At 34.9% G+C, this 20,387-nt stretch carries 11 protein-coding genes; 2 read left to right on the forward strand and 9 right to left on the reverse strand.

What is annotated here, in order from left to right; translation table 11 throughout:
• Nucleotides 1-810 precede the first annotated feature (810 nt).
• A complete protein-coding gene (locus OXQ85_RS20045) occupies nt 811-3,705 on the forward strand; it encodes a SusC/RagA family TonB-linked outer membrane protein (RefSeq protein WP_267406832.1) in 2,895 nt (964 codons plus the stop codon).
• Nucleotides 3,706-3,723: 18 nt separating this feature from the next.
• Nucleotides 3,724-5,622 carry a SusD/RagB family nutrient-binding outer membrane lipoprotein gene (locus tag OXQ85_RS20050; RefSeq protein WP_267406834.1) on the forward strand — a complete coding sequence of 633 codons (1,899 nt, stop codon included), beginning with the start codon at nt 3,724-3,726 and terminating at the stop codon, nt 5,620-5,622.
• A 72-nt stretch (nt 5,623-5,694) separates the two neighbouring features.
• Here OXQ85_RS20050 and OXQ85_RS20055 read toward each other — a convergent pair whose 3' ends face one another.
• The 9 genes from OXQ85_RS20055 to OXQ85_RS20095 form a co-directional block, all read right to left on the reverse strand.
• Nucleotides 5,695-6,201 (reverse strand): hypothetical protein, encoded by a 507-nt coding sequence (locus OXQ85_RS20055; RefSeq protein WP_267406835.1) that lies wholly within the window; start codon nt 6,199-6,201, stop codon nt 5,695-5,697.
• Nucleotides 6,202-6,211: 10 nt separating this feature from the next.
• Complete coding sequence (locus OXQ85_RS20060; protein ID WP_267406836.1) at nt 6,212-6,706, reverse strand: hypothetical protein; 495 nt, start codon at nt 6,704-6,706, stop codon at nt 6,212-6,214.
• Nucleotides 6,707-6,744: 38 nt separating this feature from the next.
• Nucleotides 6,745-9,489 carry a hypothetical protein gene (locus tag OXQ85_RS20065; protein WP_267406837.1) on the reverse strand — a complete coding sequence of 915 codons (2,745 nt, stop codon included), beginning with the start codon at nt 9,487-9,489 and terminating at the stop codon, nt 6,745-6,747.
• Nucleotides 9,482-10,282 (reverse strand): DUF3324 domain-containing protein, encoded by an 801-nt coding sequence (locus OXQ85_RS20070; protein WP_267406838.1) that lies wholly within the window; start codon nt 10,280-10,282, stop codon nt 9,482-9,484. Before OXQ85_RS20070 ends, OXQ85_RS20065 begins: the two co-directional genes overlap by 8 nt.
• Nucleotides 10,283-10,383: 101 nt before the next feature.
• Nucleotides 10,384-10,962 carry a hypothetical protein gene (locus OXQ85_RS20075; RefSeq protein WP_267406840.1) on the reverse strand — a complete coding sequence of 193 codons (579 nt, stop codon included), beginning with the start codon at nt 10,960-10,962 and terminating at the stop codon, nt 10,384-10,386.
• Nucleotides 10,963-11,208: 246 nt separating this feature from the next.
• On the reverse strand, nt 11,209-13,554 hold the full coding sequence (locus OXQ85_RS20080; RefSeq protein ID WP_267406841.1) for a phospholipase C, phosphocholine-specific: 2,346 nt from the start codon (nt 13,552-13,554) through the stop codon (nt 11,209-11,211).
• Nucleotides 13,555-13,847: 293 nt separating this feature from the next.
• A complete protein-coding gene (locus OXQ85_RS20085; protein ID WP_267406843.1) occupies nt 13,848-15,323 on the reverse strand; it encodes a SusD/RagB family nutrient-binding outer membrane lipoprotein in 1,476 nt (491 codons plus the stop codon).
• Nucleotides 15,324-15,343: 20 nt separating this feature from the next.
• Nucleotides 15,344-18,499, reverse strand: coding sequence for a SusC/RagA family TonB-linked outer membrane protein (locus OXQ85_RS20090; RefSeq protein WP_267406845.1), 3,156 nt, complete (start codon nt 18,497-18,499; stop codon nt 15,344-15,346).
• A 187-nt stretch (nt 18,500-18,686) separates the two neighbouring features.
• Nucleotides 18,687-20,291, reverse strand: coding sequence for a hypothetical protein (locus OXQ85_RS20095; protein WP_267406846.1), 1,605 nt, complete (start codon nt 20,289-20,291; stop codon nt 18,687-18,689).
• Between the last annotated feature and the right edge of the window lie 96 nt (nt 20,292-20,387).

Consider the following 20,387-nt stretch of genomic DNA (forward strand, 5'->3'; position numbering starts at 1 on the left):
TACCTATTGCAAAGCTCCGTAGGAGCGCCCTGGTAATAGCCTTACAATGTGATGCAGAGATCATGAGCCCCGTAGGGGCGAGCTGTTAAAATTAAACTATTTTTTTCTTTCACCTTTACTTTAAATGCAGCGTTTGTCATCCTGGAAGGATCTAAACCCCGTGGCAGCAAAATCAATATCTTCACGTTTTTATCTATCTATCTATCTATCTATCTATCTATCTATCTATCAAAATAGGATTATCATCCTATCCTGATGTAAATCGCCACTTCGTGGCTCACGGATGTTTTGAAAATCAAAAGAAATTGATTAAAAACTTTCTCAGAAATAATAATTAAAAAATAAATCAAGATTATTGAAGAAACATTTTCATCCACAGAAATATCCGTAACATCCACAATAGCCCATCACATCATCTTGAAAAACAAAAAATTCGGTTATCATTTTTCTATTCCCTTTTAATATTCTGACTTAAATTTCTAGGGAGATGACAAAACTTCTATTTACTTTCTCAAAAATCAATTTTAGCATCATAGTATTCTTGTTTCTCAATGATTTTGCATACTATTTTTTACTCAGTATTTACATACTTATAAGGTCGAACGTTTAAGCAAGGCATGTTGCAAAGAATTTATTTTAATCAATTCAATTTCATTTTAGAAAAAAATATATTTTTATCTAACGATTTAGCATATTTATAAAGCTAATTAATTATTAGTATGAATGTGCGCGTGAATTTAAATTTTGTTTATAAATATTTTATTAAATAATATTAAAATTTTGTTAAGTTTGTTTAAATAAACACTTTATATGAAAAAAGTAATTTTTAAAATCGGATTATTACAATCTGCTTTGATTTCTCTCAGCGGATTGTATGCTCAGAAGAATGATTCTCTTAAAACAACTAAAATCGATGAAGTAGTTGTTACAGCTTACGGTGTGAAAAAAGAGAAAAAAGCGCTAGGTTATGCTTTTCAAGATGTAAAAGGGCAGGCTTTAGTAGAAGCTAAAGAAAATAATGTTACTAATGCCTTAGTAGGTAAAGTTGCGGGTCTTCAGGTTATAAAAGGAGGTTTCGGTCCAGGTGCTTCTTCTAAAATTAATTTAAGAGGTTTTAATTCTATTAAAGGAGATAATCAACCATTAATTGTTGTCGATGGTATTCCTATCAATAATTCTGCGGGTGTAAAAGGTAAGGCTCAAGAAAGTAGTGTAAAGAATAATGACTTTTGGAATCCTGACACTGATATGGGGAATGGATTAAGTGATATTAATCCCGATGATATTGAAAGTGTTTCTGTTCTGAAAGGAGGGGCTGCTTCAGCGTTATACGGTGCTAGGGCGGGAAATGGTGTAATTTTAATTACAACGAAGAGTGGCAAAAAGAAAGGGGGAGTGGGTATTACCTATTCAACAAGTTTAGGTTTTGAAAATATTTTTATGAAACCTGAAATGCAGAGTTCTTTTGGAAGAGGAAGCAATGGTTTGGTAAATCCAGCAGGAGATAATTCTACTTTAAGTTGGGGACCTTCAATAGATGGTTCGAAGGTCAACGATAATCTGGCTAATTTTTTTAGAACCGGAACAAATACACAACATACATTAAGTTTTCAGGAAACTTTAGGAGAAGGTACTAGCTTATATACTTCAGCTAATTATCTTAGCGACAATAGTATGATTCCTAATTCAAAGTATGAAAGATGGAATTTTATGGCGAGAATCAATTCTGTTTTTGGTGCACAAAAGAGATGGACATCTGATATAAAAGTACAGTATATCAGTACAAATGTTAATAATAGACCTTCGGGAGGACAAGGAGCGGGTAATTACTATCCAAATGTCTTGTTATTACCAAGAGACGTTAATATTACTGATTATAAGGAAGGGATGACCCAAAATAATGTTAAGCAAATATGGTTGAATAATGATGGAATTAATCCTTATTGGGCAGCATATAATAGATTGAATGAAGATAAGAAAGATAGATTTATAGCAAGTGGTTATTTGAAGTATCAATTTAATGATTGGCTAAGTGCAGATACAAGACTAGGAACTGATATTTATTCTCTAGCGGCTAATTCGAGAACGTGGACGGGTTCAAGTTTAGATAATTCATATAATACCAGTCAGGAAAAATTTTACGAAAATAATTATATAGCCAGCATTAATGCTAAAAAAGATAATATTATTGGAAAATGGAATGCTTCACTTTCCGTATATGGGCAAATGATGGAATCTAGAACAAATGCGATATATCTTTCTGCTCCTAAACTAGTAGCCCCTAATTTATTTAATATTAATAATTCAGATGGTAACCCTTTAAATTCGGAAGTTATTTTAAATAAAAAAATAAATTCTGCTTTTGCTTCCGGAGAGATTAATTATGATAATTTCTGGTTTATCAACGGAACATTCAGAAATGATTGGTCTTCTACATTAAGTATAGAAAAACGTTCCTATAACTATTCTTCTATCAGTACTTCTTTGGTTTTAACCGATATGATAGAAAAACTAGCAAATAAAAAATCTAAGATTTTAAGTTTTGCAAAATTAAGGGCATCATATGCTATTACTGGTAATTCTCTAGATCCTTATGAGCTTTATAATACCTATATTATAAAAAGAGATCCTAATGGAAATATTATTGCTGAAAGACAGAAAACGCTTTATAATCCTAACTTAGGGAATGAAAGCCTAAAAATATTCGAAGTTGGAGCTGATATAAAACTATTCAATAGAGTTTCAATAGATTTCAGTTATTATAATTCACGTGCAGAAGATCAGTTACTAGACCTTCCTATGAACCCACTTTCTGGTTATGACAATAGAAAAATCAGTGCTGGACTTATAAGAAATAGAGGTATTGAAGTGGTACTAAATTCCGATATCATACGAAATGAAAAATTTATTTGGAATGCTAATATTAATTTCTCTAAAAATAACAATACAATAGATAAACTAGATGGAGAGGTACTGAAATATCCTTTAGCTGGTTTTGATGATATAGCAGTATTTGCAGAAGTTGGTAGAAAATACGGAGCTATTTATGGATCGAGGTTTTTAAGAGTTCAGGATACCAATAGTCCTTTTTACGGGAAACTTATTTTAGGAGCTAATGGCTTGCCACAGATCGACAGAGGACCTTACTTTTTGGGAGATCAAACTCCAAGAGCTTTATTCGGATTTATCAATAGTTTTTCTTATAAAAATATAGGATTGTCTTTTCAAATTGATGGAAGAATTGGAGGTAAATTCTTCTCAGGAACTCAGGCTGCACTTCAACGTACAGGTTTAGCTGCTGATACTGCTCCGGGAGGAAAGCGTGATAATTTTGTAGTAGATGGAGTAGTGGGTAGCAACGGAAACTACACTCAAAATAATGTAGAGGTAAGCCAACAGGATTATTGGACGGCGATACATAGCGGGAACCTAGGTATTACTGAGCAAAATGTATATGATGCGACCAATATTAGGTTAAGAAATGTTCAGCTTTCTTACGCTTTTCCGAAAGAATTGTTCCAAAATTTTGCACTTAAATCTGCTAAAGTTGCATTTACTGCAAATAATGTATGGATGATTTACAGTAAATCGAAAGGCATAGATCCCGAATCTATTTTTGCAATTAGTTCTAATGCAACAGGATTTGAAAACTTTGCATTTCCAACAATGAGATCTTATCTATTTACTCTTACTTTAGGCTTTTAATAAAAAAACATGATTAAAATGAAAAAATATATAATTCCTAGTTTAATTGCATGTATTGCTTTGTCAGGATGTAATGACTTTGAAGAAATTAATGTAAATCCATTATCTCCAAATGTTAACCAAGTAGAACCTCAGTACTTTTTAAATAATTCTATCTTGGGAGCTCAGCAAGATCCTAATATTGCAGAAAGAGTTTTTGTCTTATACTGGAAAACTGCCGCAAGACAACACCTTTCAACGGGAATTGCTGGGGCTACAGATAATGATTCTTGGTCGGTAGAGTATTGGAAATATATTTCCGAGTGGTTGAATAATGCAAATACAGCCATTGAAGTCGCTAATGAAAAAAAAGCAAGTGGAAATTCTCAGCCATATTATGATAATTTAATTCAGGCTTCACGTATTTGGAGAGCTTATTTAATGAGTGAATTCTCCGATAATTTCGGGCCACAACCTATTTTGGCTTTTAAAGGATCAAACCCTAGTTTCAATTCTGAAAAAGATATATATTATTATATTTTAGATGAACTAAAAGATGCTACTGCCAAAATGGATCTTAACCAACCTATTCCGGGAGATAACATTGCTAAATATGATATGGCATTTAAAATGGATTGGACTAAATGGGTAAAATATGGCAATTCAATGCGTATGAGAATTGCCATGAGAATTTCTGAAGTAGATCCCGCAAAAGCTAAAACAGAATTTGAAGCAGCAGCTAATTCCAATATGTTTATAAGTACCAGTGCAGATAATTTTTCTATTGCTGAAAAACCGGGCTGGGACGCATTAACGGGAGTAATGTCCAGAGAATGGAATCCGCAACTCTTATCCGCAACGTTAAATAATTTATATATTGGTTTAGGAGGTATAAATTCTACAAGCCAGTTACCCGCATCTCAGGCGTCTGCCATAAGAGCAGATAATTATATCGGAGTAAAGTATAGTGAACAATTTACAACTCTTACAAATGATCCTTCTGCAGGATATTGGCTAGATGGCCTTCCTAATAAAATAGATCCTAGAGCTTATAAAACATTTTATATTCCTGGAGATTTTTCAAGTCCTATTTATTCCTATTATCCCTCGTACACCAATGATGCAACAACAAATTCTGGAACTCTTACATTTGCTAATAACAGTACTACTACAATTAATACAGTAAATACTTGGAATGCCTTTACAATAGGAAACTGGGGAGTAAAAGGACAGAGAAATGGATTAAGAGGATTAATTGGAAGAGCTCCTGCCTTGGGTAAACAATATCGAGAAAGTACAAATTCCAGAATATTTTTTGCAAGCTGGGAGTCTTATTTCTTAATTGCCGAGGCTGCTTTAAAAGGTTGGTCAACACCAATGAGTGACGTAGCAGCTTATAATAAAGGAATACAAGATAGTTTTAATTATAATGGTGTTTCTCAATTTTATGGTCAATATATAAACTCGACGGATTATAACAGAGATGGTACTTCTGTGTCCTATTCACACACAACAGAACCTGGAGCAACACATACGATGCAATATAAAGATCCGGCAACAAATAATTTGGTTTCCGTAGCAGTTAACTATCCGGTAAATACTATTTATAAGAACGGTACATTTAAAAATGATAAGCTAACAAAAATTATTACTCAAAAATATTTGGCGAATGTTCCTTGGCTTCCTTTAGAATCATGGAATGATCAAAGAAGATTGGGACTTCCGTTTTTTGAAAATCCTGCTATTGAAACTCCGTTGGTGAATTTACCTAATATTAATTCTGGAAATTATATGACGAATTCCATTAAGAATTTTCCTCAACGATTAAGATATCCTAGTTCTTTCCGAAACTCAGATCCAAATGGCTATTCTAAAGCCGTACAGTTACTCGGAGGTGAAGATGCCGTTTTAACACCATTGTGGTGGGCAAAGCATTAAGAGCATAATAGTGGAACTATAAACTTTTTAATTCCTTTTCATTTTTATGGGAAGGAATTTTTTTTGTTTGAGTTAAGGTCCAACAGTAAAAACGACACGGCTGCTATACGTTGCTGCTGGAATGGTAACCGAAACGCCGCTTAATTGTAGTTGAATATTTATCCCCGTATAAGAACCTAGGGCTAAAATAGCTTGTATCCGAAATAGCTCAATCGCAGTTTGGGTAATTGTCTGATAAGCTGTTCCACCAGTAATCGAGCACAAAGCACAAGTTGTCGTTCCGTTATTTGTTCTTTTTCCGGATAAAATTAATGAGCTATTCCAGGTTGGGTTAGCTTCATAATGTACAGAAACTCTCCCTGTTCCTAATAATAGGGGAACGCTTACAGCAAGTATTACTTGATTGGTTGCACTTTCATAAATTCCGGCATAATTACTTCCAGCTTCTGTAATAGATGGAATTGTGGGTGCCCAATTATTACCTGTTACAGTTATGGTCTGCGCTTTATAATGGCTACCGAAGAATATCAGTAGAAAAATGTATAATATTATGGGGCGATATGTTGATCTAAATTTCATTTTATAAATTTTATTCCGTGATGGTGTAGGTTATTACAACAGGAGTATTGGCTCGTGTATTCAAGTTGGCATAATTATTTACGATAAGGCTGATTGTCAACCTGTGCCCATTATTGGCGCCATTTCCTGTAAAAGCTCCCCCAATTCCTGTGATAATATTGACTGCTGTTGTCGTTAATGTAACCTGAGCGGTGGGAGTTCCCAAGGTTCCACCTCCCGATCCCGCAGCTGCGGCAGCTTGTAATCTGATATCAACTCCGGGGATAACTTGGTTTACAGATGCAGTTACTCTTCTGGTAAGGCCTCCTGAAGCAATAGCAGAAGTATAATTAATCCATTTTGTTGTATTGGCGGTTGGTGCTACCAATGGTTGTCCCGCTTCGGTAGGCGCAGTGAAATTCATGGCGATTGTTCCGGCAGGCTCAATATCTAATAAAGTGACAATGGGTAACGTTACCGTAACCGTTCTGTTTCCTGTGGTTTGCGAAGAGGTAAAATGAAACATCAAACAGGAAATTATTACTATTAAATGATTAATTACTTTCATTTTTTCTTCTTTATTTCATTATAACCTACTTTTATGCTTTCCTGTTGGTATTTTATTTCGCTTTGTTGTTTGGTGATATGAATAGTTATGTTTTGTTTTTCAGAAGGTTTCAAGTTTAATTCAAAATTTTCAGCGGATATTTTATAGCGTTTATCAAGACCGTTTCTATAGAGTTTTACTTTCCAGTTTCCGGGTCTTAAATAGGTAAAATCGAAAGCATCTCCAATCACAACTATTTTTCGATAGGTTTGATCTCCGTTCGTTGCTTCAATAATGATGCTTTCTTTTTTCTTTTTATCGCGGTTAGGAGGAAATTTTGCGAAGCTGTATTGATTTTCATTTTCACTCAACTGAACGGTTCCTTCAATACTCGAAGCTGTTGTCAAACCGAAATTGAAAATATTTTCTTTTTCGTTAAGGTGTACAGATGCTGGCAAAGAAACATTGGTAATATCATTAATTTGGGTTGTAGAACGGTCTATTTCAAGATAATAATCTCCCGGAATGATATTTTTAAATACATAATTTCCATTTTTATCCGTCACCGAAAGATAGCTTCCCAACATCAGCTTAATACCTTCCGTTTTTTTGACGCCTAAGTTGCCAATATTTCCCGAAAGCGTTGTATACTCAGCAATTTTCTGAACAGGAATCCGCATTCTTAACGTATATCGAAGGGAAAATATAAAATCTTTATTTCCCAATTCTCCGCGCTGAAGTGAATATCTTCCCGAAAGATCCAATTCATTTCCCGGAAAAATCTGTTGATGAAAAAGCAATTCAAAAAGATTTCGATCTTTAAAATATTCTTCGGGCATATAATTATTCTGATAAAAAAGACTGAAATTTGTTTTATCCGAAAGCCTGCTGATAATTCTTGCCCCATAATAAATTTGCCTTTGATTTTCTAATTGATAGCGAGAAGTAATGGCATAGCTGGTAAAAATAGTAAAGGAAGTTCTAAACTTTTCAAAAGCTAAATTAGCGGTATAAAAACTAGTATTTCCAGTAAATCCTGTGAGGTAATTTTCAGTTTTACCAAATTGCCCTTCTAGATTTACATTAAAAATTCCGATTTTTTGATCTAAACTTACTTTAAAAAAGCGCTCATAATAATCAAATTGTTTGGGTTCTAAACGATCCTGATATTTTTGAAATCCGTTGTAAAGCATTACCGATCCCGTTGAATGATATTTATATTGTAAACCATATTGGAGAAAATTTCTGTAAGGGGCAGCAAGAAATAAAGTATCACGTTGAAAATTTCTTGCATCCCGCATGTAATTTGCAAAAACATTCAGTTTATTAGAAATTCTATATTGTAAATTTCCGTTGAACGTGCTTGTATTGGTAAAGTATCCTGCAAATTGCGGACTGGCTCTCATATACATCACATTTCCATTCAATCGGTCAAAAGTGGCCTGAGCTTGCGCCATGTAAGCACTGCCTTCTAATTCTTTTGTTTTGCTGTATGCTAATTCTCCCGAAACGGTTATATTTTTTGTGAGTTTAAATTTTCCTGTAGCATAAGGAAGATGAGCTTCTGAATCCAGTCGAATTGTTCCGTAATTAAGCTCTCCCGATCTCGGAATTTTATGAAGATAACCTGCCATTATTTCCGATTCTTTTCGAATTTTAAAAGTGGAATACACATTAAATTCATCTTTAATATCTCTGAAAAACCTCGGATGATTATAAAAACCTCCCAAACTGAATTTCTTGAAATCATATCTAATTTCGGCTCCACGACCATATCTTGCAAATTCAGTTAAATAAGATGCTGAATAATTTTTATCTCCTAGATGAACAAAAAAATTGTCTCGTTTATAATTGATAAAATACTCTTCATATTGTGTAAAGGAGTTGAATTCTACAGGATTTTCTGTGACGGCATGAAATTCAATATTATTTTTATTGTCTTTATCCAGACTTCCTTTTCCATAAATTTCTCCCTGAAAGCCATCCTGATACATTCCCATATTATGCATTCCGATAAAAGATAAAGAAGCGGCAACAGAAAGTCTGTGATAAATATCGTCTTCCACAGGTTTTACAGAAATGATCTTTGTACTTACGTAAACAGATTGATTTTCTGTAGGGTTTTCTCGTGAATACACCGAAAGGTTTAAATTTTGATATTCATTTTGTCCGAGTTCTGCATTCGTTGTTTTATGAATGCTGATAATTTTTGTTTCGCCCGGCTGCATCATAAGATTGGGTACATGATCTACGATGGCATTTTTACTTTCTAGAATAAGGTTTTCCACAATATTTCCACCATTTTTTATTATAAATGATGCCTGAATGGTTTCACCGGCTCTTATAAATTCTGGCGAATCAAGCGCTGTCACGGAAAGTTTTCTGCTTCCGGAAATAATAATATTTTCCTTTTTGGTAAAGCGGTTACCATTCGCTTGATCGGTTCCATAGATAATCACAGAATATATTCCTTGCGGCGCTTCTGCCGAAATTCTTAGTGGAACAATATAAGATTTGCTTTCACCAGCAGAAATATTGAATTCACTTTTAGATAAAATCGGAATAATGTTAGGATTGGAAGTGGTTACTTCAATCGTAAATTTTTTGTTTTCTGAACTTGAATTTTCTAAAATAAAGGAAATAGAGGTAGACGTTCCCGGTAGCAGACTATCTTTTTTAGTAACAATTTCTCTCGATTGTTGTTGGGAAAAAGTAAGTACAGGGAATAATAAAGAAATATATAAAGTCCAAATTTTAATCATTCTTTATTTCTAGTTCCACATTCAGGGCGAAGGCATTTTCGTTTTCATCTGTGGCAATAATCACCGCATTGTATTTATCGGGCGGTACTTTGCTGATGTCGATAAGAAACGATTTGGAGGTGTGAGGCAACAAACCCATTTCAAGACTGGTAAAAGTTCCAATCTTGGCTCCGTTTTTTCGATTATAAATTTCTAAGGTAGCAGAAGGTTTGCAATACAGATTACCATTGTTGGCAATCGCAATTTTGGCAACTTTTATTCCTTCCTCTTTATCAATTTTTACACTTTCAAATTTAAGATTAGGTTTTGCTTTTTCAGTATCAAAATCTGTGATTACCTGAATGGCATATCTTACAATCGAGGTAATATTTACTCCTTGTTTATTGTCATTGGGCTTAATATCTTCCACAGGTTCTACCATAATCACACTCCAGTAACTTCCGGGTTCAGAAATTTTATTAGGAATAGTGATTTCATAATAAATCTCTGTTTTTTCTTTTCCTTTAAGTGTTACTAAATTCGTATTGAATTTTATCCAATCAATATTAGTTCGATCATTGGTATGCGGCGTAGAATAATTAATGGTTCCATCCGATTTATAACTAAAATCCTGAAGGAAAATTTTTACGTTTTGCGGTTGACTGCTTGTATTTTCTAAAGCAATTTTTCCTTTATAAACCTTTCCGTTTTCTACTTTATAAGTGTGGGAAAGCCCATTGAGAACCACAATTCCTGCCTTCAAAAAACTAAATTGAAGGATGAAAGTGAGCAATAGGAATATACGCTTTATCATAATATATGTAAAGTTTGGAGTTAAATCGATAGCAATACAAGATCAAGAAGAAACGTCATGCGATTTCTTCTTGCCTGTAATTAAAGATGAAATTGGGACAGTTAGTTGTCCGAAATAGTGTACGTAACCGTCGCTACAGTAGTTGCAGTTGCCTGTAAATCTGCATATACCGCTACACCGCCAGGTCCACTTCCGGGAGCTAAAGCATAGGTAAGGTTATGTCCGTTATTGGCTCCATTTCCTGTGTAAGCACTTCCGATTCCTGAGATAATGGTTTGGTCTGCAGCGCTCAACGTTAGCTGAGCAGACGGAGTTCCCAAAGTTCCTCCTCCGGAACCTGTAGCCGCTGCCGCAGTTACGTGAATATCAATCCCCGGAATAATAGCGTTAAGCTTTACAGATACATTACGCGTAGGGTCTGCAACAGATTTTATAGAAGAATAATTAAGCCAAAGCGTGGTATTGGCCGCATTTGCTACGATAGGCTGTCCGGCTTCTGTAGGGGCTGTGAATCCTAAAGTGATGTTTTTGGTAGCAGCAGGCTCAATGTCTACCAATGCTACTTCCGGAATAGAAATCGTTATCGTGTGATTGTCTGTGTTGGTGTCTTGTGCATGTAGTGTAGCAGAGAAAGCTACAGCAGCTAAAGACATAGCTAATGTGAATTTTAATTTTTTCATGTTATTATTGTTATTTGGTGAGGTGAAGTTAATAAAAATCAATATAATATGAAATATTTTAACAGTATTTTTTTATGCTTATACATTCAACCTCAATATCTTAATGTTATTGAGAATAAATGATTTTTACATAATTATTAAAAAGATATATATTAAATTTATGATTAGAATCAATTCACCAAAAAAGCCTTACACAGTTTTGTATAAGGCTTAAATTTATTTTTCTTGAAATTTTTTTTTAAAAAACTATGCCCAGTGCGGATCGGAAACAGTTGGTTTCCCAGATTCTGTTCTTCCTGCAAAATACCAGATATGAGTTCCTGAAATTAGTTTTAGATCATACCAACCTTTCATTTTATCTAAATTGATTGTGATTTTTTCTTCCGATTTGTTTAAAGAAATTTTCTTTTGCGTTTTAAGGTAAAAATCTTCAATCGTTAATTCAGTAGTATTTTTGCCGAATTTTTTAAATGTAAGTTCAACTTCATTTTTAGAAGAAATTTCTTTAAACGATATTTTTAGTTCAGGCGTATTTTCGCCTTTAAAGTTTCTGTAAAAGCCGTTTGGTCCTAAAACCTCATAATCATATTTCCCTGAATTTGTAGCGTGTGACAATTCTTTTTTAGCATATAAAGCATAAGAAAAGTGATAGTTGTCCGAATTAAATTGTGTTCGGTCGTAAATCAATAACGGAACGCCTACCTCAGCCAAATTGCTCATTTTAATGTTGCCGTTTTCAAGATTCACTTCATAATGATAAGGAAGTGAATTGGATGGTTTTAAACCTCTTTCCTGGATTTCCAGTAAATTATTGTTCAATTCATTTTCTGCATACCATTTTAATTGAGGAACAGGTTTATTTTTTGCAGAATTGATCGTTTTAGCATACTCTTTTTGATTTAAATAATTCATCTGCGGAATTTTTACGCTTGATGAATTAAATGCAGATGTCAAGTCTCCGCAAATTGCTCTTCTCCAATCACTGATATTATCAATCTTTACGTCTTTCTTATATTTTTTCTGAATAAATTTTTCTAAAAACTGCAACACCGAAGTATGATCCGAAACTTCTGAATTCACAAACCCTCCTTTCGTCCAGGGCGAAGCAATGATCATCGGAACCCGATAACCTAAACCAACTGTTCCTTCAACTTTTTCGTAATCTTTCAAATTTTCTTTCGACATATATTCCTGGCTTTTATCAACATATTCCACACCTTCTTTTCCGTTCAGATCAACAGGTTGACTTGGGTTCATTGGTGGTGCGAAAGGCAAAACATGATCGAAATAGCCATCATTTTCATCATAATTAATAATGAAAATAGTCTTTTTCCAGGTTTCAGGATCTTTGGTTAAAATATTCAACACTTCAGAAATATACCATGCGCCATACCACGGCGAACTTGGATGATCGGAGAAATGTTCAGGAGCCACCAGCCATGAAACCAACGGCAACTTTTTATCCTCAACATCTTTTCTGAACTGATGCAAAACATCACCTTTCGGAACAACCAGTCTTTCACCGTTTTCATCTTTTCCTATTTCAATTTGATGATAATCAGGATCGTTGATGTTGGTGGTAAATGCTTTTTCGTGTAGATTTTTTTCTTTCTGAGAAAGTTTGGCAAAATTCTCAGGTTTATATTCTTCCAAATCACGGTTGAGCTCAGCGATTATTCCTTCCAATCGCTCTTTCTCCTTAGGGTTTTTCTCGATTTCCTTCTTTAATTGAGAAATGATATTCGGAATATTCTCATGATACCCTTTCGAGAATTTTACATTAAATTTTGAAAACCATTCAATCGGATTATCGGTGAAATTACTCAACCAAGATTCCTCCTCGCCATTCATTCCTTTTGGAAGACTGATTTCATTCTGATAAATTTTCCACGAAACATTTTGCTCTTCTAAAATTTCAGGAAAAGCTTTCCATTTCGCCTGTTTTGCTTTATCGTAATCTATATTTTCATTATAAACATTGGCTTTCACTTTACCGTTTTGCTGCTCACGAAGTGTACCCGACCAAAGAAAAAGTCGGTTGGGCGTGGTTCCCGTTAACGATGAACAGAAATATTGATCGAAAATTGTAAAAGCATCCGCCAGCTGATAATAAAACGGCAGATCTTCGCGGTTGTAATAACCTAACGTCAGCGGAATATTTTTATACTCTTTATTTCCGGAAGCTTTCGACTGAAGCCATTTATCAAATTTACCTTTGTTCAGCGCATGTTGCTGATTGTCCCATGAATGCGGTAGCGAACTCATCCACGTCGCTTTTGTATTTCTTAAATCTAAACGAGCCGGAGCAGCATATTTTCCATCATCATTTTTTTGAAAAAAAACGGAATGCCCATCTTCTTTTTTAAAAGCTCTTTGATCTAAAAATCCTCTCACGCCTTTCAATGCGCCGAAAGCGTGATCGAAAGAACGGTTTTCCTGCATCAATATCACCACATGCTCGGCATCATAAAAGGTAGACTGAGCATCTGGCTCTATTGCTAATGCCTTTAAAATAGATGGGTGCAGCATGGTAGAAGTTCCCAATCCTGCTAAAAGCAAACTCGATTTTTCTAAAAATTCTCTTCTTTTCATATCCAATCATAATAATAAAGAAACCGCAAGTTAAGAGGTTTTTCTTGCGATTTCTTTTATTTAATATTAAAATTATTTATTCTCTGCTTAAAAATTATAATCTCAATTTTCTTAATCTTAATAAACGAAGTTTGTTTTCCAGGTAAACATTAAGGATTTAAGAAATTTATATAGTGCTAAGAATTAAGAATCAATAAATTGATTTTCTTAAGATTTTTAAGTATAAATTATTTAAAATCTTAATTTCTTAATGTTTGAAAATATTTATTAAATTTTAAACAAAGTTCCACGTTTTACTGTAACCACCATGGTTTTGAATTGATATTATCATTTCCTCCGTATTGAGAGGTTAATGCCGACTGAAGATTGCTGCTGTTGTAATTGTATTCGGTCTGTGGATATCTGAATCTGAATGGTGCTGAAACTCCGGTCTGTAAAGGATAATTGGGATATCCTGTTCTTAAATAATCCTGATAGGAAGTCCATTGTCCCTGATGAAACATCGTCATGTATTTCTGGGTCATAATTTTCTCTAACTGATTCGGCAAAGAAGCCGAAGTATTATAAACAACCAGCGGAGTTGCCAAATATTGATTTACATCAAAACCTGCAAAGTACTGATTCGGATTTTTTACATAGGTCTGATAAAAAGTAAAGTTGGCTTTAATGGCATTGTCATAATGCGTTTTTGGAGAGCTGGTAATCCAACCTCTTGCGGAAGCTTCTGCCATGATAAATTCTAATTCAGAATAGCTTAAAATATTCGAAGGTTCATTGGTTGCATCTTTGTAAAAGCGGTCATTTACTTTAGAAATATTTTTAGCCGTAATCAAGGCGGCATTATCAGAATATGATGAAGTAGGATTTCCTCCGTTGTAACCTGTGAAGTCTGTAAGGGGCTTTCCTGCTTCTTTGGCTCCGGTAGTTTGTGCGGCAAAAGTGAATAAACGAGGGTCTTGTCTGTCTTTGAACATATTAATAAAATAATCTGCCATATACAAACTCGATCCGTAACCGCTGTTGTTGAACATCGTATATCTGCTGTCCGCGGCATCGGCAAATTTCAGCTCGCCATTATCGGTAATTGAGGACATCAAAGGCTGACTTCCTGCGATGGTCGCAAACTCTGTGGCAATATTGTAAGTTCCAACTGTTGTTTTTTTAGAAAGTGAAAGTAAAATCTTCAAACGGTAAGAGTTAATCAGCTTTTTCCATTTCGTCGCATCGCCGTTGTATATAATATCGCCTTCAATTTTATCGGTGGTATTGATGAGATCATTGGCTTCTTTTAATTCAGATAAAATTCCGGACATTACCGTTTCCTGACTGTCATATTTAGGCTGAGTGATTCCCGATTCTCCTTTTACCGCTTCCGTATAAGGAATGCTTCCCAATTTTAAGCTTAAATTATAAAAATAATAGGCTCTGTAAAATTTCCCGATCGCCTGATAGTTTTTATTATTGATCTTCGTTGCTTCTTCCATCATTTTCACCGTATTCAAAAGACCTGTAGAGTAGATTCCGAAAGAAGTGGTATTCCATTTCATATATTGATAGACATTTTCCCCATCTGTTCCGATCAGCATTCGGGAGGCGTACATATTATCACCATTTACCTGAAAGGCATCTTTTGAAACATAGGTTAAAAGAAATTTAGGATCAATGCTTGCCTGATCGTTTGGATTTTCATTGATAGTGTCCAGGCTGCTTTCACAAGAAGTTAAGGCCAATAATCCGACAACAAATAATGATTTTATACTATTTTTCATGTTGATTAAATGCTTTTTAATTAAAATTTAAGATTAAACCCGATTCCGAACCATCTGCTCGAAGGATCCTGAATATCGTTTCCTGAGCCATCTTCTACATTTCCGATTTTGAAATCCGGATCTGAATAAAGGTTTTTAGATTTTTTCCACATCGCCAAATTGTATCCTGAAATATTGGCGGTGAACCCTTTGATCATTCCTTTTGGATTTAATAATGAAGAAAAATCATATTCTAACACAACAGACCTCAGCTTGATAAAAGTTCTGTCGAAAACATTGGCAAACATTTCATTTTCATCCTCTGTTACTCTTGCCTGATAAGGATAATTCTGTGCCCACGTCTGGAAGCTGATTGCTTTGGTGTGCTGAGTATAACCGCCTGTTGTAGCATTGTAATTTACCCCATCCGGTACAAAATAATACGTTCCCGGATTGGCATATTCCAAATCTCTGTATTGGGTAGAATTCGGATGTTTTCCGCCCCACCACATTTTTTCAACTACCTGAGACCTCATCACACCACCTATGCTTCCGTCGATCCCGATGTTTAATGATAATTTTTTATACTTGAAGGTGTTGTTGAAACCAAAAGTCCAGTCTGGCGCAAAATGTCCTAAGTTGGTAGGTGTGGTTGCTCTCGTTGGCATTCCCGTATCGGCATTCAGAATTACTTTTCCGTCCGGAGATTTTTGCCACGTGGTATCGTAATAGCTGTCCATTCTTTCGCCCAATTTAATATTGTTATAATTCGGCATTCCTGCGTAGATGGATGTCAGTTTCTGTTCATAAGTACTCCAGTTGATTAACGATCTCCATGTAAAATTGGCTGTTTTCACAGGAACCAAGCCTAATGAAACTTCAAAACCTTTAGTTGTATATTCATTCCCGTTTACATATTGAGACGTGAAACCTGAAGATTCAGCACTTGGGAATTCAAGGATATTGTTGTAATCTAATGTTCTGAAGTAGGTAGCATCCAACGTCACTCTGTTGTTAAATAAACCTGCACTTAGCCCCAATTCATAAGATTTTGTCTGTTCAGGTTTTAATGTATTTTCAACATTTAAAATTTTCGGATACAGGAAAGTTGGGTTTCCGTTGTAAGCAATTCCGCTGTTGTTTTGATAATAATTTCTGATGGAATAAGGCTGGAAATCATAGGCCACCTTCGCCCATGAAGCAGAAAGTTTTAATAAATTAATAGATTCCGGCATTTTAACCAAATTAGAGATCACCGCACTTACCGAAGCAGAAGGGTAGAAGTAAGATCTGTTGGCTTTCGGAAGGGTAGAAGACCAGTCGTTACGCCCAGAAACGTTGATGAAGAAAGCATTGAATAAATCGATATCAATCGTTGAATAGGCACTGTAAATTAATTTTTCTTTTAAATACGTATAATTTTTTATTGCCCCAATGGAATTATCAAAATTATAAGCCTCCGGAATTATTAAACCGTCTGTGGAAGCTTTATTGAGATTGTTTTTATAATAAAAACCAGAGCCTCCTGCGTTGATTGTAAATCCGAAATCATCCGAAATTTTCTTTTTGTAGGTCGCTAAAACATCATAATTGAGGTTCCAGGTTTTAGTATCATTCAGAATATATCCGCCACTTCTCGGTGCATCGTAATTGAAATAAGAATACGGACTGAAAATCTCCTGTTTATTATGATTTTCAACAATCGACATTTTTCCTTTTATCGAAAAATCCTGTGTTGCTTTATATTCTAAACTGGTTTGCGCATTGATGATATTGGTTCTGTTTTTATTTTTATAATATTCAGATCCAAACCAAGGGTTGTTGTACCATGCGTAGTTCCAGTTAGCCTGCGTTCTGCCTTCCTGACCGGGAACCCAAAGGTGATTTCTCAGGTCTTTTCCGTTTACATCGCCTCCCATCCAGATCAGAATGGTGTACATGTGACCACTCGGGTTGTAGTCGTAGTTTGGAATATTTGGAGTAAAGGTTTGGTTAAAATTAAATTTAGTATTGAAAATTAATTTGTCGGTAATATGATTTTCTGATGAAAAATTAACGCCATATCGCTGAAGATAAGCTCCGGGAATTCTATCATCATAATTCATAAAATTTCCCGAAAGCCTGTAAACATCTTTATTGTTTCTGTAGCTGATGGAGAAATTATTATTGTTGATAACTGCTGGTTTCATGAAGGTTTTTAAATTATCATGATATTCCCAGTCGATTGGTACTCTTTCGTATCTCGATTTATCATTGTACATACTTCCGGCAACCGTTCCGTACCACGGAATCACCTCTCCGGTTTGTCTGTCTCTGATCGGGCTGTTCCATTGGGCAATTGTAGTTCCGGGAACAAATTTCGGTCCCCAGATCATATCACCATCGTTTACACCACCATCGGCACCGTCCCAGAATTCATATTTTCCGTGCGAACCGTTTCCGTATTCTGTCTGCGTTTTCGGAAGATTGGTAAAACCTCCTGTGATCATCGTGTTCTGAGAAAATTCTACAGAGAAACCTTTCTTTTTAGCACTTTTTGTCGTAATTAAAACAGCACCATATCTTCCTCTCGATCCGTAAAGGGCAGAAGCGGTTGCTCCTTTCAATACGTTGATATTATCGATGTTGTTGGGATCTAAATTCTGGAAAACTTCTTTTTCTACAATCACCCCGTCGATCACGAAAACTAAGTTTGAGTTTCCTCTCAAAGTAAATTCAGGAGACTGCTGCATTCCTGTTGGGTTAGAAACGTTCAGACCGGCAACCTGTCCGGAAAATAAGTTCCCGATACTCGGTGTCGTGATGGTTTCAAATTGTTTGGTTCCGACTTCCTGAGTAGAATATCCTATCTTTTCTTTCTTTTTAGCAATTCCCAATGCGGTAATTACTACGCCTTCAATTTGTTTCTCAGATACTTTCTTCAGAACAACAGAATAGTTTTTTCTGTTGGAAACTTCTACCGTATACATCGAAAATTCAGGTGAATAAAATTCAAGAATATCTTTCGGGTTGGCAGAGATGGTGAAATTACCATTGGCATCTGTAGTAGCTGTTTTTCCGGTGTTTTTATCGGTGATGCTCACCCCAGAAACACTGGAGCCGTTTTCGGATTTTACATTTCCGGAAATGTTAATTTCTTGGGCAGTAAGATAAAGGGGGAGTAAAAAAACTGCAAAAGTAGCTAAAGTCTTCTTCATTTTTTTGAAGGCAAATTTAGACCTGCATTATTACTTGGGTTTTAAGGTTTTATTAACATAAAAATATGATTTTATGATAAGCTAAAGATAAAATTTAATGAAATAATAATCGCAAAAATGATGATAAGTTCAAAAATTTTTCGCTTTTTTAAATAATATTATATATAGTATTGAAGTGACTTTCCGGCTAGAATCTACTCAGAATTCCCCAATGGATTTTTATATCATTAAACTTAAAAGGGTTTCCAAACTCATTACCATTCGAGAGCTGGAAACTCATCAAGCCAATCGGAATGAAGAAATTGAAACCAAGCCCAACGCTGTAGAGCTTAGGTTTTACATTCAAAGATTTGTTATTGAGCTGCCCATATTGTCCGAAAACGTCAAAGAAGGCCTGATTTCCGATGAGGTAACGATATTCTAAACTTCCATAATAATAAAAATCGGCGGCGAGGGAATTTTCATTGAAACCCCGCATCGAATTCCAACCTCCGAAACGATATAATTCGTTGGCTGAAAAATCAATTTTAGAATCCATCATCGCACCTTCTCCTTTTATATTTAAGAAATGATTTCCGTTGATGTGATAATTATGCTCCCCGAAAAAGTAAAACTGATTTTGTGGCGCTTTGATATTGTCTTTCGTATACGTTGTTGTCAGATAATCATATCCGGCACTGATCTTTGTTTTATATAAAAACAGATCAATATCCGTGGGATCGACCATTTCAAACCAGATCCCGATTCCTTTTTTGTTATAATCTTTCCCCTGAACGTACAGCGTATCTATAATACTCGAACTTTCAAAAGTACCTCGAAGCCCGATTTTATTTCGGCTGTTCATGTGATAATACAATGCCGGAAGTGCTTTTACATTGGCAAAAGTAGAATCTTGTCTGAAGATATTCACCTTCATATTCAACCCTACATTCGATTTAAAAAGATAAGGAATATCTGTCTGCAAATCAAAAGTCTGACCTTTGTCCGGGTTTCTCTGCCAATATAAATTCACGGTTTCAAAACCATTGAACATATTCTTAAAATTCACGTTTAGCGTTCCGTTCAGCGTAAATTTATCTGTTTTGTCGTTCCCAAAACCAATCACCCCATCAAACGTATTTGTTTTTTTCTTCTCCATGAAAAGGTAAATACTCGTCGAATCTTTGGTGAAAAGCGTCTGTGGCGGCCGTTCTAACGAAACAAACTGATGACCTTGGAAATTTTTATTTATGGCCAAAAGATTTTTGTCGTCATAGGTTTTTCCTTTAAATTCTTTTTCAAGATTTTTCATGAATCTTTTCGGAACTCGTTCGTAACCTTTCACCACAAAAGCATCGATTTTTCTTTTATCGTTTTTATTGATTTCCAGTTCAACCACCGGATAGCCATTTTTCTGACCTTTGTATTTCGACTTTATTCTGCTGAATGCAAAACCGTCGTCTATATAAGCTTTGTTGATGCTTTTTTTGGTTGAATCTAAATTTTTGGTGAAAAACTCTTTATCCGTTTTTACCCTTTGTGAAATAGAATCTGAAATACTTACGAATGTTTCATTGAAGTTTTTTCCTTTATCATAAAAAATTTCGGTACTGTCGCCCTTTATTTTTACGTCTTTCAGCTGGGTGAAAAAATAATTATTCTGAGCCAATGAATCCAGAAACTTAACCGCCGATGTAGAATCTTTTACCTTTTTTTTGACCTTCGTTTCAGAATCTATAAGAAAATAATGCTTCTTCTGCGCCTGAATAAAAACGCAAAACAGTACAAAAAATATTTTCAGAAATAACTTCAAATTTTGATTTTTTTAAACCATTAAGATTTTATTTAAGGAGTTTAGAATATTAAGTTTGCTATGCTTAAGAATTTAAATCTGACTTCAAAAATCAGA

This window comes from Chryseobacterium sp. GM_Chr_2 (genome assembly GCF_026540445.1).
GTDB lineage: Bacteria > Bacteroidota > Bacteroidia > Flavobacteriales > Weeksellaceae > Chryseobacterium.

What these genes read in the sequence shown, in the direction of transcription:
- OXQ85_RS20045 (WP_267406832.1), top strand. Translation starts at nt 811, where the DNA reads ATGAAAAAAGTAATTTTTAAAATCGGATTATTACAATCTGCTTTGATT.
- OXQ85_RS20050 (WP_267406834.1), top strand. Translation starts at nt 3,724, where the DNA reads ATGAAAAAATATATAATTCCTAGTTTAATTGCATGTATTGCTTTGTCA.
- OXQ85_RS20055 (WP_267406835.1), bottom strand. Translation starts at nt 6,201, where the DNA reads ATGAAATTTAGATCAACATATCGCCCCATAATATTATACATTTTTCTA.
- OXQ85_RS20060 (WP_267406836.1), bottom strand. Translation starts at nt 6,706, where the DNA reads ATGTTTCATTTTACCTCTTCGCAAACCACAGGAAACAGAACGGTTACG.
- OXQ85_RS20065 (WP_267406837.1), bottom strand. Translation starts at nt 9,489, where the DNA reads ATGATTAAAATTTGGACTTTATATATTTCTTTATTATTCCCTGTACTT.
- OXQ85_RS20070 (WP_267406838.1), bottom strand. Translation starts at nt 10,282, where the DNA reads ATGATAAAGCGTATATTCCTATTGCTCACTTTCATCCTTCAATTTAGT.
- OXQ85_RS20075 (WP_267406840.1), bottom strand. Translation starts at nt 10,962, where the DNA reads ATGAAAAAATTAAAATTCACATTAGCTATGTCTTTAGCTGCTGTAGCT.
- OXQ85_RS20080 (WP_267406841.1), bottom strand. Translation starts at nt 13,554, where the DNA reads ATGAAAAGAAGAGAATTTTTAGAAAAATCGAGTTTGCTTTTAGCAGGA.
- OXQ85_RS20085 (WP_267406843.1), bottom strand. Translation starts at nt 15,323, where the DNA reads ATGAAAAATAGTATAAAATCATTATTTGTTGTCGGATTATTGGCCTTA.
- OXQ85_RS20090 (WP_267406845.1), bottom strand. Translation starts at nt 18,499, where the DNA reads ATGAAGAAGACTTTAGCTACTTTTGCAGTTTTTTTACTCCCCCTTTAT.